Below are 12,519 nucleotides of genomic sequence, written 5' to 3' on the forward strand. Positions count from 1 at the left end.
ACGGGCGAGATTCCTCCGCTGCGCTCGGAATGACGTGCTTTTTTGCCGCACGATACGTTACGCCTGCGCGGCGGTATTCAGCTTAGGTGCGCCGGCTTCCGAGGTATTGAGACGCTCTTTCTCTTTGCGGCCGTAGGTATCCAGAATCAGCGGAGCTGCAATGTACAGCGAGGAGTACGTGCCGAAAATGATACCAATAATCATGGCGAAGGAGAAGGAGCGGAGCGTTTCGCCTCCGAACACATACAGCACCACCATCACCAGGAAAACGGTGGTAAACGTAATCATCGTCCGCGAGAAGGTCGAGTTCAGAGCCGGGTTAACTACCTGTGCAAACGTCAGGTGCTTGTTTTCCCGCAGGTATTCCCTGATTCGGTCGTAGATAACGATGGTATCGTTCATGGAAAAGCCGATTGTTGTCAGCACGGCGGCCACAAACACCTGGTCCATCTCGTAGTTGAGGCCCAGGGCCCGCGCAATCGGGAAGGAGGCAATAACAATCAGGGCGTCGTGAAACAGGGCTACCACGGCGGCCATCGAGTACTGCCACTTCTCAAAGCGGAACAGCACGTACACGAAAATAGCCAGCAGCGTCAGGCCCAGGCTCAGCACCGAGGTCCGCTTGATGTCGTCGGCAATGGTAGCGCCCACTTTTGAGGAGCTTACCTTAGTCGGGTTCAGGGCGCTGTACTTGGTGTTCAGCCCCTTAAACATGGCAGCCTCCACCTGCTTGTCAGCATCAGCACTTTCGTCGGCCGCCAAGTAACCGGTCGTGATACGCAGCCGGCTTTCGGCGCCAAACGTTTTCACCTCCGTACCCGCGCCGCCGAAGTAATCCTGCGTGAGCAGGTCGCGCACATCCGAAGCCACTACTGGCTTGCTGAAGTTCACGATATACTCCCGGCCTCCGCGGAAATCAACCCCCAGGTTAGGACCACCCTGCTGGTACATCAGCCCGAAGCCAATGAGAATGAACACGGTAGAGAGGGTGTAGGCAATTTTACGCTTGCCCACAATATCCAGGTTAATGTTCTTGAACAGGTTGCGCGAAATAGGAGTGCTGAAGCTCAGCGACTTGGTGCTGCCATTTTTCACCATGCGCTCAATAATGAGGCGCGACACGTACACCGCCGACAGGAAGGAAGTAAACACGCCGATACCCAGGGTAATGGCGAAGTTCTGTACCGGGCCCGTGCCGAAGAAGCCCAGGATAACGGCAATAATCAGCTGGGTTACGTTGGAGTCGAAGATGGCCGTAGTTGCCCGCGAGTAGCCTTTGTTGATGGCGTCGGTGGGCTGCAGGCCATGATCCAGCTCTTCCCGGATTCGCTCGAAGATCAGCACGTTGGCATCCACCGAGGCGGCAATTACCAGCAGCAGACCCGCAATGCCGGGCAGGGTAAGGGCAAACTGAAAGTTGGCCAGCACGCCCATAATCAGGAACAGGTTGAACAGCAGCACAGCATCAGCCACCAGACCGGCCCGGCCGTAGTACACGGCCATGAACAACATGATGATGGCCAGGCCCCCGATTACCGAGAACAGACCCTGGTTGGTAGCCTCGCGGCCCAGCGAGGGACCTACAACGGCTTCCTCCACAATGCGGGTGGGAGCCGGCAGCTTACCGGCTTTCAGGATGTTGGCCAGGTCTTTGGCCTCCTCAATCTGGAAGTTACCCGAAATGCTGGAGTTGCCGCCGGCAATTTCCGACTGCACGTTCGGGGCCGAGTATACATAGTCGTCGAGTACAATGGCAATCTGACGGCCAATGTTGGCGGCCGTCAGGCGCTGCCATTTGCGGGCCCCGGTGGGGTTCATCTGCATGGTTACCTCGGCGCGGCCGCTCATGGGGTCAATATCCCCGTTGGCGTCGCTGATAACCTCCCCACCAATGGGGGCTTCCGTGGCGCTGCCCTTGCGGATGGGGTACAGCTCCAGGTACTCCTGGCCACTGATTTCCTCCGGCTTGGCTCCCCACAGGAAGGTGAGGTTGGAGGGCAATACGCCACGGGTTTCGGGGCTGCGCAGGATGGCGTTCATGCGGGCCGTATCGCGCAGGTTCACGCCCAGCTTGCCGGGCATGGTGAACAGGCTGGCCAGTACGTTTTTCTGGGGCGCGGCCGAGTCGGCCGTGGCCGTAGCCTTGGTGCCTTTCTTGGCGAGCTGGCTGGCCAGGGAAGTCGAGTCGCCGGCCGGGGTAGCGGCAGCCGTGGCAGTGGTATCGGTAGCAGCTTTGGCGGCGGGGGCCGCGGCCTGCTCCTGGGCATTCAGCACCTGAGCCAGCTGGTTCAGGTAGGGCGCAAACTCATCCTGGCGCCACACTTCCCAGAACTCCAGCTTGGCCTGGCCCTGCACCAGCTTGCGCACCCGGTCAGGGTTGTCCACGCCGGGCAGCTCAATCTGAATGCGGCCAGTGCCTTTCACCCGCTGGATGTTGGGCTGGCTGGTACCGAACTTGTCGATGCGGTTGCGCAGGATGTTGAACGAGCGGTCAATAGCTTCTTCTTCCTGCTTGTTGATTTCGCTCATCACCTTCTCATTGGAAGCGTTGATGTCGATGGCTCCCTTGTTGGTAGTGTTGGCGAAGATGCGGGCCAGCTTATCGTTCGGGGCAATCTGCTGGAACGACTGCGCAAACAGCGTAGTGAAGGGCGTGGAGGGGTTGGTTTTACGCAGCTCCTGCGCCTGGGCCATAGCCTTGTTGAACACGGGGTCCTTGGAGTTGCCGCTCATGGCGCGCACAATCTCCACCGGCGACACCTCCATAGTCAGGTGCATTCCGCCGTTCAAATCCAGGCCCAGGCCCAGCTCCGACTGTCGTACCTCTTTATAGGTGAGGGGACCGAAAACCGGTGCCCGCCACACCGAGTCGAGGTAGTGCTGCCGTTGCTTTTCGTTGAGTTGACCGCTACGCGAGGCGTAGCGCGCCGCATCCCGCTGTACCCCCCGCGAAACGAGGGTGAGGGAGAGGAAGTAAAGACATAACACCGACACGAGAACGGTCAGCGTAATGATGAGTCCTTTATTACGCATGAAAAAGTAAGGTTGGATAATCCAGAAAGAGGAAAGGTGGGAAGGGGCTCTGTCAGGCCGCACGCAGTTACCGGCAACAACATGGGGCTTCTGTTCCGTGGGTAGGAGCAGAAGCAGGCACCGGGCAACAGGCGACCTGGTGGCTAGGGGGCCTGGGGCGAAAGTGCCGCCAGCAGTAGCCGCATCCGGAAAAAATCGGGTACGGCGCTGGGTCGGGCCTGGGGCCCGGTGGAGCAGGCCGGCAGCCACTGCGCCAGAGGCAGCAGCACCGGGAGCGGCAGCCAGGCATCGGCGGCCGGAGCTACGTACAAGCCTAGCGGCGACGTAGCTTCGAGGATTACCCGCTGCTTCACCACTGCCGTGCGCGAAGCCACTGCCACCCGGGTTGAGGAGCCAGCCGGCAGCACCCGCAGCGTAGCCACGGCCTGGTGGTTCAGCCCCAACACCATCAGCAGCGTAGCTGTGATGAGGGCAAAACGCAGACGAGGCAGACTAGTGGTGAGGAAACGCAACGGAGTGGGGGTAAGAGCTACAAATATAGGTTTTTGCTCGGGCTAGGACCAGCCGCGCCCGAAAGAAGTTGTACCCCGAAGCTGTGCTTCGGGCCGCGTAAGAAGGGTATTCCCCCTGGCGCGGGCCGAAGCACAGCTTCGGGGTACAACTTCTGGCGGCTTGGGGTTGCCCGCGCTGCTGCGGCTTTAGCCGATTTTACTGCGCAGAAACGACACCAGTACCTCCAGGCCTTTATCAAAATGCCGATTATTCGGAATAATAATATCGGCGTCGTGCTTGAAAGGCTTGATGTACTTCTCGTAGGTGGGCGCCACGTGGTTGGTGTAGCGGTAGAGTACGTCCTCCAGGTCGTAGCCCCGCTCGTCCCGGTCGCGCACGATGCGGCGCTGCAGTTTCACGTGCTCCCGGGCGTCGATGTACACTTTCAGGTCCAGCAGCTTGGCCACTTCCTCGAAGTAGAATACGAAAATTCCCTCCACTACTACAATGGGCGCGGGCTGAAACACCAGCTCGGCGGGTACCACGTTGGGGTTGTTAAACGTGTACTCCTGGCGACGCACCTCCAGCCCCTGGCTGATGCGCAGCACATCGGCCGCATACGCCGCCGAGTCGATGCTGCCGGGAAGGTCGAAGTTGGTGACGCCTTGGGCATCAACCGTCTGACTTTCCCGGGGGTGGTAATAGTTATCCTGCGAAATCAGGCAGATTTCTTCTTCGGGAAACGAAGCGAGCAGCCGGCGCAAAAAGGTGGTTTTGCCGGAGGCGCTGCCGCCCGTGATACCGACGATGAAGGGGTGTTGCATGGTGGGGGGAATAGGCCCGTACCGGCGGGGCCAACCCTGCAAAAGTAAGCAGAAAGGATGAGGTGATGAAGTAATGGTTAATGGAGAGGGACTCTAGGCCCCTACTTCCGGGTAAAGCCGGTGGTTTGTTGCTTACTGGAGTCACCGGAGCACCGGCCGCTTCCTGCGGGGCCAAAACAACGGTTTAGTGCTCCTATTGCCCGTTTAGAAACCCCACTAGCCCAGCAACGGCCCGGCTACGGTGGCTGATGGCATTTTTTTCGTCGATGGTCATTTCAGCAAATGTGCGTCCGTCGCCTTCGGTCGGCTGAAATACCGGGTCGTAGCCGAATCCATCGGAGCCCTGGGGGTGTTCGGTAATGCGGCCCTGCACCGCTCCGGCAAATTCGTGCACCTCGCCTCCGGGCAGTACCAGTGCTATTACCGTCCGGAATTGGGCCGAGCGGTCGGTGGCACCCTCCAACTCCTGCAACAGCTTGTGTACGTTGTCTTCGGCGCGGCGCTGGGGGCCGGCGTACCGGGCCGAGTACACGCCCGGAGCCCCATTCAGGGCCGTTACTTCCAGACCGGTATCATCGGCAAAGCAGGCTATGCCAAAATGGTCCCACACGTATTGCGCCTTCTGGCGGGCGTTGCCCTCCAGCGTATCCTGGGTTTCGGGCAACTCCTGCTGGCAACCAATATCAGCCAGACTGAGCAGCTCTACCGCTGCAGGCAGTAGGGGGCGGATTTCATCCAGCTTGTGGGCGTTGTTGGAAGCGAAGCAAAAGCGCATACGGAACAGAGTAAAAACAGGAGCAGAATACAGGACGGGCCAGCCGCTGACGCGAACAAAGTGCGTCGCAAACATACGCCCTGCTGCTATTTTGTTTTGGGAGAAGCCAACAGGGTGGGGGCTGGTAGTACGGTGCGCCGGCTATTTTTTCCCGCTTCCTTGCTAGCGGAACATCCGCTTAATGGTATCCCAGGAACGGACCACTACATTATCTGCCGGCGGAACCGGAGTGGTTTGATACGTGCGGGTACCGGTAGCCGTGCGCACGGCCAGGCGGTATGTAACGGCCTGCGGGCTGGTATTCGGGCGTAACACGTGCGGATCGGTATAGCGGTACCAGGGCTGGGCCGTTGGCACCAGGGTAGTAATTTTAACAAATTCATCAGCCGGGTACTCCTGGCGGTACACTTCGTAGCCACTGCTGACCTGCTCTCGGTTCGCGGGCCATTCCAGCTGCACCCGCTCATCCTGAATCCGGGCCCGGAAGAAGGTAACGCCTGCTCCGTACGCCAGCAACGACACCAGCAAACAAGCCACAACAAGTGTAATGGTACGGGGCATAGCAATAAGTGGAGCGGCGAAAAGAAAGCGGGGTAAGTATACAGGTATCCGAGCAGAAATCAGAAGCTGACCGTGTTAAGTATCGGTTATGCCGCAGAAAAGCAAGCAGGGCCTTTTGAAATCCAAGCGTAACGTGTACTTTTGCAGTCCCTTCCGCAAAATCGGCAGGTACCAAGGTAAAACGGCCCTACGACCATGAAAAAAGACATTCACCCCGAGTACCGCGAAGTGGTATTCCAGGACACTTCCAGCGGCTTCAAGTTTGTAACCCGCTCCACGATGAACTCCAACGAGACCATCACCATGGAAGACGGCAAAACTTACCCCGTTATCAAGGTGGAAGTTAGCTCGGAGTCGCACCCCTTCTACACCGGTAAAAACGTTCTGCTCGACACGGCTGGCCGCGTAGAGAAGTTCATGAACCGCTACAAGAAAAAATAGCTTTTCGTAAGCTGTTAGCTACTAGCTGTTGGCTGATAGCTTTCTTCAAGAAACTCCCTTTGGCTCTCCGAAGGGAGTTTTTTATTTGCCATTTTTGCCCATTCATTCTCCAGTGGCCAAATTCAATGGCCAGAGCTATCAGCTAACAGCCAATAGCTAACCGCTTCGCCTACCATGCACGTTCTGCTCTTCGACGACCCCGCCATCCGGCCTCACCTGCTGCCGTTTACCTTCACCCGGCCGGTAGCCGCGCTGCGCTGTGGTATTCTTACCCTAGCCGAGAAGTGGCAGCATCGCCTGGGCGTGACGCAGGTGGGCTACCTCACCGAAAGCTACCTGCAGGCCAAATACCCGGCCGGCGACACCCAGGGCCCCGCCCTCGTTATCAACGGTGCCATCTGCCCCGACGATCTGCTGGTGCAGCAGGTACAGGCCCTGGCCCCCGGTGAGGCCCTGTTTAATGAGGAAATGCTGGTAGCCGCCCACCTGGCTGATGCTACGCAGGTGGCCGAGCTGATTCAGGAAGGCTTCCAGAAAACCCGCGACGTGCTGGAGCCCGTTACGGTCATTCAAGCCGTATGGCACCTGTTCCTGCGCAACGGGGCCGAAATTCGCCGGGATTTTGACCTGCTCACTAAAGGGCGGCAGTCGGAGCCCATCGGCGACAAGCACACCATTGTGTACGCCCCCGAGAACATCTTCATCGAGCCGGGCGTGAAAATCCGGGCGGCCATCCTCAACGCCGAAAACGGCCCTATTTACCTGGGCCGCAATTCCCAAGTGCACGAAGGCGCCATCATCAGCGGGCCGCTGGCTTTGTGCGAGGGTAGCCACATCAACGCCGGGGCCAAAATGCGCGGCGACAATACCGTGGGTCCCTACTCCAAAGTGGGCGGTGAAGTAGGCAACAGCATTCTGTTGGGTTACAGCAACAAGGGCCACGACGGTTACCTGGGCAACTCCGTGATTGGCGAGTGGTGCAACCTGGGGGCTGATACCAACACCAGCAACCTCAAGAACAACTACGCCCCCGTTAAAATCTGGAGCCACTCGGCCGGCCGCTTCGTGAACACCGGCCAGCAGTTCTGCGGCCTGATGATGGGCGACCATAGCAAGTGCGGCATCAACACCATGTTCAACACCGGCACGGTGGTGGGCGTGGGGGCCAACATCTTCGGGGCGGGCTTCCCGCGCACCTTCATCCCGAGCTTCAGCTGGGGCGGCGCGGCCGGCTTTGAAACCTTTAAGCTGCCCAAAGTAACGGAGGTAGCGGAGCGCGTGATGGCCCGCCGCCAGTTCCAGTACGACGCCGTGGAGCAAGGCATTATGCAGCACGTGTACGAGGCCACGGCCAAAGACCGGGTGTGGGAGCGAGTCTAATTTAGTTGTTAGTTGCTGGTTGTCAGTTGTCAGATTCCGTCAAAGCGAACCGACAACTGACAACTGACAACTAAAAACTATCAACTAAAACAGTATGCGTTTCTCCGAAATACCCGGTCAGCAGCAGGTAAAGCAGGTACTCCTTGGCAGTGTGCGGCGCAACCACGTGGCCCACGCCCAGCTGTTTCGCGGGGCCGAGGGGTCCGCTACGCTGGCCCTGGCGTTGGCGTACGCGGCGTTTCTGAACTGCGAGGCGCGCACCCCGGAGGCGGACGATTCCTGCGGGCGGTGTGCCAGCTGCCAGAAAATCGACAAGCTCATTCATCCCGACCTCAACTTTATTCTGCCGATTACCACCACCAAAGCGGTAACCAAGGATGCCGTGAGCAGCAAGTTTGCGGCCGAGTGGCGGGAATTTGTGCTCCAGAACCCCTACCAGGGCCTCAACGACTGGATGCAGCACATCGGGGCCGAAAACAAGCAGGGCAACATTTCCAAGGAGGAAAGCGTGAACCTGCTGCGGCTGGTGAGCCTGAAAGCCTTCGAGGCGCGGTTTAAGCTGGTGATTATCTGGCTGCCGGAGCTTATGCACCCTTCAGCCGCCAACGCCGTGCTGAAGCTGCTGGAAGAGCCGCCACCCGCCACCATTTTCCTGCTGGTGAGCAACGCCCCCGAGCAGCTGCTGCCTACCATCATCAGCCGGGTGCAGCCGGTAGTGGTGCGCGCCGTGCCGGAGCCGGAGCTGACGACCTGGCTGCGCGACGTGCAGCACGTGCCCGAGGTGAAGGCCCGGCAGCTGGCCCAGCTCACGGAAGGCAACATTGGCGCGGCCTTGGCGGCGCAGGCTTCCGGCCAGGAAGAGCACGACTATTTTGCCCTGTTTGTAAGCTGGATGCGCACCTGTTACGCCAACAAGGTGGCCGACATGCTGGAGAAGTGCGACGAGTTTCAGAAGCTGGGCCGCGAAAATCAGAAGGAGTTTCTGCAGTACGCCCTCACGCTCATGCGCAAGGTGCTGCTGTTTGGACTAGATGCGCAGCTGGTGCCCCACCTGCCCCAGCAGGAGCAGGGTTTCGTGAAAGGCTTTAGCCCGTTTGTAACGCCCCGCAACGCCTCCCAACTGGCCGAGGAACTGAACGAGGCCCATTACCACGTGGAGCGCAACGCTAACCCGCGCATGGTATTTCTGGATGTTTCCTTGCGCGTGGCCGAGTTGCTGCGGCTGTGAAAAATACCGTGTTGAACAACGAAAAAGCCTCTTAATTGGCTGAAATTAGCGAAAATATAGTTTGCTAAATACATATAGCTGCTGCTAAACACCGTATAGCCAGCTGGCTTAGAAGGGGTGCGTATCTTTGTAGAGGCGAAGGCCTGGGGCTGTTTAGGCTCCCAAGTATCATAGTTTCTGAATTCGTTTCCAAGTTGAAGACTTCCATTCGCATTGGTACCCGCGGCAGCAAGCTGGCGCTGTGGCAGGCTCACCACGTAGCCGACTTCCTCACGGCCGCCGGCCTCTCGCCCGAAATCGTCATCATTACTACCAAGGGCGACGTGGTGCTGGACCGCTCCCTGGATAAGATTGGGGCCAAGGGCGTATTCACCGAGGAGCTGGAAGAGAGCCTGCGCACCGGCCACATTGATATTGCCGTACACAGCGCCAAGGACGTGCAAAGCACTATTCCTGCCGACCTGGAGCTGCTGGCCTTTATGGAGCGGGAGCGGGTAAACGACGTGGTAGTGAGCTTTGATGCCAACCTGGACCTGCAGCGCCCCGACCTGGTACTGGGCACCAGCAGCACCCGTCGCAAGGCCATGCTGAAGCGGTTTTTGCCCCACGCTACCGCCGCCGAAGCCCGTGGCAACCTGCAAACCCGTCTGCGCAAGCTCGAAGAAGGCCAATACCACGCCCTAGTGCTGGCCTACGCCGGCGTACACCGCATGGAGTACGACGGCCTCATCCGCCATATTCTGCCCGAAACCCAGTTTATCCCGGCCACTGGCCAGGGTAGCGTAGCCATTGAGTGCGCCCGCAACCTGGAGCCCGCCCTCAAAGCCGAACTGCACCGCATCCTCGACCACGCCGTCACCCACGTGTGCCTGGCCGCCGAGCGGGCGTTTCTGCGCACCATGGAAGGCGGCTGCAGCATCCCCAGCTTCGCCCTGGCCACCCTCAGCCCCGACGGCGCCACTCTGCAGCTTCACGCCGGCCTCATCAGCCTCGATGGCCAGCAGTTCATCGAAGAAACCCGCACCGCCCCCCCCGCCGAGGCTGAAGCAACCGGTGTTCAACTGGCCGAAAGCATCCTCGCCCGCGGCGGCCAGCAAATTCTTGACGATATCCGACGGGAGCGGGCTTAGCAACTATACGGTCTGTCATCCTGAGTAACGCCAAGGACCTTACCACGCCTGAACGAATTGTTTTGACGTGGTAAGGTCCTTCGCGTTGCTCAGGATGACAATTCTGTATCTATTCTCTTTTCCCTCGGCCAAACAGCGCGTACAACACCAGCGCAAAAACGGCCCCGCTGGTATCGGCCAGCATGTCTTTCTGAGCGTCCCAGATGTCGCCCTGGCTGCCCAGGAAGGCGGCCCCGGCGTCGCCGCCGGCCAGCTCGGCGTACACCCATTCAATCAGCTCGTAGCTCATGGCCACGGTGCCAATCACGCACAGGGGCAGCAAGTAGCTCAGAAAACGGCTCCGGATCAGGTCCCGCTGGTCGAGGTACTCGATAAGGGCGTAGGCGTAGAAACCCACCGAGAAGTGAGCTACCCGGTCGTACATATTGCGCTTGAAGCCAAACAGGTTATTGAACCAGTCGAACGGCACTTTCTCGAAGGTGTAGTGCCCGCCCACGGTGTGCATAAAAATCAGCACGCTCATCAGGGCGTAGGCTAGGTTCGAAAACCGCACCCCACGTACGTACAGCAGTACCAGGGCCCCCACAATCAGCAGAATCGGAATATTTTCGGCCCACCATGTGCCTCGGTCGGTGGGGCTGATGCCCAGCGCCACAAACTCAATGAGGTAGGCGGCCAGGAGGACTTTCGGAAACCAATGTGAAGTAGTCGAAGAGGGGAGAGGTTGGGGCATACTGCGGCAGAATAGTTGGTTGAGCTTACCGGCATACGTAAACCGGTTCCATTCGCTGTCTACACTCAAAAATAACTCTGGCCGGAAAGGGCTGGCTTGCGTCATTCGGTCATGTGTGACCCGGCAAAACCGCGTAACTTCGCCGGGCTTCTTCACCTCCGAATCGTGCCTCTTTATGCGGAATGTTTTGCGCCGTGCCCTCTGGGTAAGTCTGTTTTTGAGCGTGGTAGTATCGGCCGCGCAGGCCGCTAAAAAGCCCCGTACTAGTCGCAAAGATGAGGTGGTGACTATCAGCACCCCCCAGGGCGACATTCGGCTGATTCTGTTTGATGTGACTCCCCTGCACAAAGCCAATTTCCTGAAGCTGGCCCAGAGCGGCTTCTACAATGGCACCACCTTTCACCGCATCATTCCGGGCTTCATGATTCAGGGCGGCGACCCCAACTCCAAGGATGCCGACCCCAACAATGATGGAGCCGGACAGACGGACGAAAAAATGATTCCGGCCGAAATTCGTCCCGAGCTCACGCACAAGCGGGGGGCCGTGGCTGCCGCCCGTACCCCCGATTTCATTAACCCCCAGCGCATGAGCAGCGCCTCGCAGTTCTACATCGTGCAGAACCCCCAGGGCACGCCTCACCTCGATGGGCAATACACGGTGTTTGGGCAGGTTATCAGCGGGCAGGACGTGGTAGATAAACTTGCGCAGCAACCCGCCGCCGAGCGGAACCGCCCCGTTACGGACCTCAAAATGACGGTAAAAGTGGAGAAGCTCAAAAAGAAAAAGATTACCGAACTGTACGGCTATCAGTACTAAGCATCTCCGGCATTTGCTACTATGAAAATCCTGGTGACTGGGTCCAATGGCCTGCTCGGACAGAAGCTGGTGGCCCTGTTGCGGCAGCAGCGCGAGGTGGAGTTGGTAGCTACTTCCCGGGGAGCCAACAAGCTGGCCACGGTGTACCCGGAAGTACGGTTTGTGACATTGGATACAACCCACCGCGAGCAGGTACTGCAGATGATCAGCCAGGAGCGTCCCACGCACCTCATCCACACTGCCGCCATGACCCATGCGGACGAGTGCGAGCTGAATCAGGCGGAGTGCTGGCGCCAAAATGTGGAAGCAGTAGCTCACCTGGTTGCCGCCTGTGGGCAGCAGCAGGTGCACTTGCTGCACCTTAGCACCGATTTTGTTTTTAGTGGAAACCAGGGCCCCTTGGCCGAGGATGCGGTACCGGAGCCCGTGAATTTTTACGGACACAGCAAGCTGGCAGCCGAGCAGTTGGTGCGGGCCTGCCAGGCTCCGTGGACTATCTTGCGCACGGTGCTGGTGTATGGTACGGCCCACAACTATGGCCGCACCAACATCGTGACTTGGGTGCGCGACTCCCTGCGGGCCGGCAATCCAGTTCGCGTGGTAAACGACCAGCTCCGCACACCCACGCTGGCGGAGGATCTGGCTATGGGCTGCTGGCTGGCGGCCCGGCACAACGCAACGGGTATTTACCACCTGGGTGGGCCAGAACTGTACACGCCCTACCAGATTGCACTGGCGGTGGCCGCCCACTTCAACCTGGATACTTCACTCATTAGCCCGGTTGATGCCAGCACCTTTACGCAGCCTGCCCGGCGCCCCTTGCGCACTGGCTTCATTATTGAAAAGGCTCAGCGGGAGTTGGGCTACCAGCCGCACACGTTGGCTGAAGGCATTGCTTTACTGGCTTCCCAAACTGCCTAAAACGCAAAAAACCCGCGAACAACGCCCGCGGGATTTTCACACACCTATTGCAACAACCTGTTTGTAAAGGAGCCGCTACGAGCAGCCGCAGAAGCTCCCTACATGAATTATCGTGTCAAAAAACCGCCCGTATAGCGGTACTAGTAACCCGCTGATTAATCAGCAGCCTTGCCGGCGCCAGTCG

The 12,519-nt window shown here is 58.9% G+C and carries 12 protein-coding genes; 6 read left to right on the forward strand and 6 right to left on the reverse strand.

The annotated features are described in order from the left end of the window. Positions 1 to 57 precede the first annotated feature (57 nt). From secDF to EI290_RS06480, 5 genes are all read right to left on the reverse strand, one after another. Positions 58 to 3,033 (reverse strand): protein translocase subunit SecDF, encoded by a 2,976-nt coding sequence (secDF, locus tag EI290_RS06460; RefSeq protein ID WP_125427901.1) that lies wholly within the window; start codon positions 3,031 to 3,033, stop codon positions 58 to 60. Between the two features lie 143 nt (positions 3,034 to 3,176). Further along, on the reverse strand, positions 3,177 to 3,545 hold the full coding sequence (locus tag EI290_RS06465) for a hypothetical protein (protein WP_125427903.1): 369 nt from the start codon (positions 3,543 to 3,545) through the stop codon (positions 3,177 to 3,179). Between the two features lie 186 nt (positions 3,546 to 3,731). Further along, positions 3,732 to 4,349 (reverse strand): uridine kinase family protein, encoded by a 618-nt coding sequence (locus EI290_RS06470; protein WP_125427905.1) that lies wholly within the window; start codon positions 4,347 to 4,349, stop codon positions 3,732 to 3,734. A 193-nt stretch (positions 4,350 to 4,542) separates the two neighbouring features. Beyond that, positions 4,543 to 5,124, reverse strand: coding sequence for an RdgB/HAM1 family non-canonical purine NTP pyrophosphatase (gene rdgB, locus EI290_RS06475; protein ID WP_125427906.1), 582 nt, complete (start codon positions 5,122 to 5,124; stop codon positions 4,543 to 4,545). Positions 5,125 to 5,286: 162 nt separating this feature from the next. Continuing rightward, complete coding sequence (locus tag EI290_RS06480) at positions 5,287 to 5,685, reverse strand: hypothetical protein (RefSeq protein WP_125427908.1); 399 nt, start codon at positions 5,683 to 5,685, stop codon at positions 5,287 to 5,289. Between the two features lie 195 nt (positions 5,686 to 5,880). On the opposite strand from EI290_RS06480, the gene EI290_RS06485 reads away from it, so the two are divergent. The 4 genes from EI290_RS06485 to hemC all read left to right on the forward strand — a co-directional run bounded on the left by EI290_RS06485 (position 5,881) and on the right by hemC (position 9,864). Beyond that, positions 5,881 to 6,126, forward strand: a complete 246-nt coding sequence (locus EI290_RS06485; RefSeq protein WP_125417889.1) for a type B 50S ribosomal protein L31 — start codon at positions 5,881 to 5,883, stop codon at positions 6,124 to 6,126. 174 nt (positions 6,127 to 6,300) lie between these two features. Beyond that, a complete protein-coding gene (locus tag EI290_RS06490; protein ID WP_125427910.1) occupies positions 6,301 to 7,506 on the forward strand; it encodes a GlmU family protein in 1,206 nt (401 codons plus the stop codon). 94 nt (positions 7,507 to 7,600) lie between these two features. Continuing rightward, complete coding sequence (locus EI290_RS06495; RefSeq protein ID WP_125427912.1) at positions 7,601 to 8,734, forward strand: DNA polymerase III subunit; 1,134 nt, start codon at positions 7,601 to 7,603, stop codon at positions 8,732 to 8,734. A 194-nt stretch (positions 8,735 to 8,928) separates the two neighbouring features. Continuing rightward, complete coding sequence (hemC, locus tag EI290_RS06500; protein ID WP_246008873.1) at positions 8,929 to 9,864, forward strand: hydroxymethylbilane synthase; 936 nt, start codon at positions 8,929 to 8,931, stop codon at positions 9,862 to 9,864. A 109-nt stretch (positions 9,865 to 9,973) separates the two neighbouring features. On the opposite strand, the gene EI290_RS06505 is transcribed toward hemC, so the two are convergent. Beyond that, positions 9,974 to 10,597, reverse strand: a complete 624-nt coding sequence (locus EI290_RS06505; protein WP_125427916.1) for a DUF2238 domain-containing protein — start codon at positions 10,595 to 10,597, stop codon at positions 9,974 to 9,976. Between the two features lie 175 nt (positions 10,598 to 10,772). Between EI290_RS06505 and EI290_RS06510 the strand changes: the two genes are divergently transcribed. Together EI290_RS06510 and EI290_RS06515 are read left to right on the forward strand one after the other, a co-directional pair. Further along, a complete protein-coding gene (locus EI290_RS06510; RefSeq protein WP_125427918.1) occupies positions 10,773 to 11,414 on the forward strand; it encodes a peptidylprolyl isomerase in 642 nt (213 codons plus the stop codon). Positions 11,415 to 11,435: 21 nt separating this feature from the next. Further along, positions 11,436 to 12,335: an SDR family oxidoreductase gene (locus EI290_RS06515; RefSeq protein WP_125427920.1), complete on the forward strand. Its 900-nt coding sequence runs from the start codon at positions 11,436 to 11,438 to the stop codon at positions 12,333 to 12,335. Positions 12,336 to 12,519: the final 184 nt, after the last annotated feature.

It is taken from the genome of Hymenobacter metallilatus (genome assembly GCF_003944705.1).
In the GTDB taxonomy this organism is placed as follows: domain Bacteria; phylum Bacteroidota; class Bacteroidia; order Cytophagales; family Hymenobacteraceae; genus Hymenobacter; species Hymenobacter metallilatus.

Coding starts and splice junctions, on each gene's coding strand:
- EI290_RS06490 (WP_125427910.1), top strand. CDS start 6,301: ATGCACGTTCTGCTCTTCGACGACCCCGCCATCCGGCCTCACCTGCTG.
- EI290_RS06515 (WP_125427920.1), top strand. CDS start 11,436: ATGAAAATCCTGGTGACTGGGTCCAATGGCCTGCTCGGACAGAAGCTG.
- secDF (WP_125427901.1), bottom strand. CDS start 3,033: ATGCGTAATAAAGGACTCATCATTACGCTGACCGTTCTCGTGTCGGTG.
- EI290_RS06485 (WP_125417889.1), top strand. CDS start 5,881: ATGAAAAAAGACATTCACCCCGAGTACCGCGAAGTGGTATTCCAGGAC.
- EI290_RS06480 (WP_125427908.1), bottom strand. CDS start 5,685: ATGCCCCGTACCATTACACTTGTTGTGGCTTGTTTGCTGGTGTCGTTG.
- rdgB (WP_125427906.1), bottom strand. CDS start 5,124: ATGCGCTTTTGCTTCGCTTCCAACAACGCCCACAAGCTGGATGAAATC.
- EI290_RS06505 (WP_125427916.1), bottom strand. CDS start 10,597: ATGCCCCAACCTCTCCCCTCTTCGACTACTTCACATTGGTTTCCGAAA.
- EI290_RS06470 (WP_125427905.1), bottom strand. CDS start 4,349: ATGCAACACCCCTTCATCGTCGGTATCACGGGCGGCAGCGCCTCCGGC.
- EI290_RS06510 (WP_125427918.1), top strand. CDS start 10,773: ATGCGGAATGTTTTGCGCCGTGCCCTCTGGGTAAGTCTGTTTTTGAGC.
- EI290_RS06495 (WP_125427912.1), top strand. CDS start 7,601: ATGCGTTTCTCCGAAATACCCGGTCAGCAGCAGGTAAAGCAGGTACTC.